This window comes from Ancylomarina sp. 16SWW S1-10-2 (assembly GCF_009669305.1).
Taxonomy (GTDB): domain Bacteria; phylum Bacteroidota; class Bacteroidia; order Bacteroidales; family Marinifilaceae; genus Ancylomarina.
Window position 1 is genome coordinate 1 of the sequence record NZ_SADB01000347.1, and the last position, 365, is coordinate 365.

Below are 365 nucleotides of genomic sequence, written 5' to 3' on the forward strand. Positions count from 1 at the left end.
TTAAAGGCAAACAAGTCGGAAACGGAGACGATTTTTAGTGTGCCGTTACGTTTCTTTCTGAAAGACGAGCGTGTGCGAACGGATGTGTTCCCAAGTTTTCGTGATACCACTGAAAAGCCCAATCATTGGATACCAGCATATCAGTTTGGCGATTATGAGATTTGGGGGTTTACTGCTTCGGTGATTGTGCAATTACTCAATCGTTGTTTTGGAGCTAATATTTCTCGCGAGCATAGCGTAGAAGACAAAATCTGGTAGACTGCGCCTGTTTGCTACATATAGCGCTAAATAGCCCCTCAAGTAGAGTAGTAGCCAGAAGTAATGACGATGACAGATTCCACCGATAAAGCTGAAGCCCCCCTTAA

1 protein-coding gene is annotated in these 365 nt (G+C 44.1%); it reads left to right on the top strand.

The genetic code is table 11. The features are described 5' to 3' along the window. A partial coding sequence (locus tag EMN46_RS20140; protein ID WP_229130461.1) for a hypothetical protein occupies positions 1 to 258 on the top strand: 258 nt, incomplete at its 5' end. Between the last annotated feature and the right edge of the window lie 107 nt (positions 259 to 365).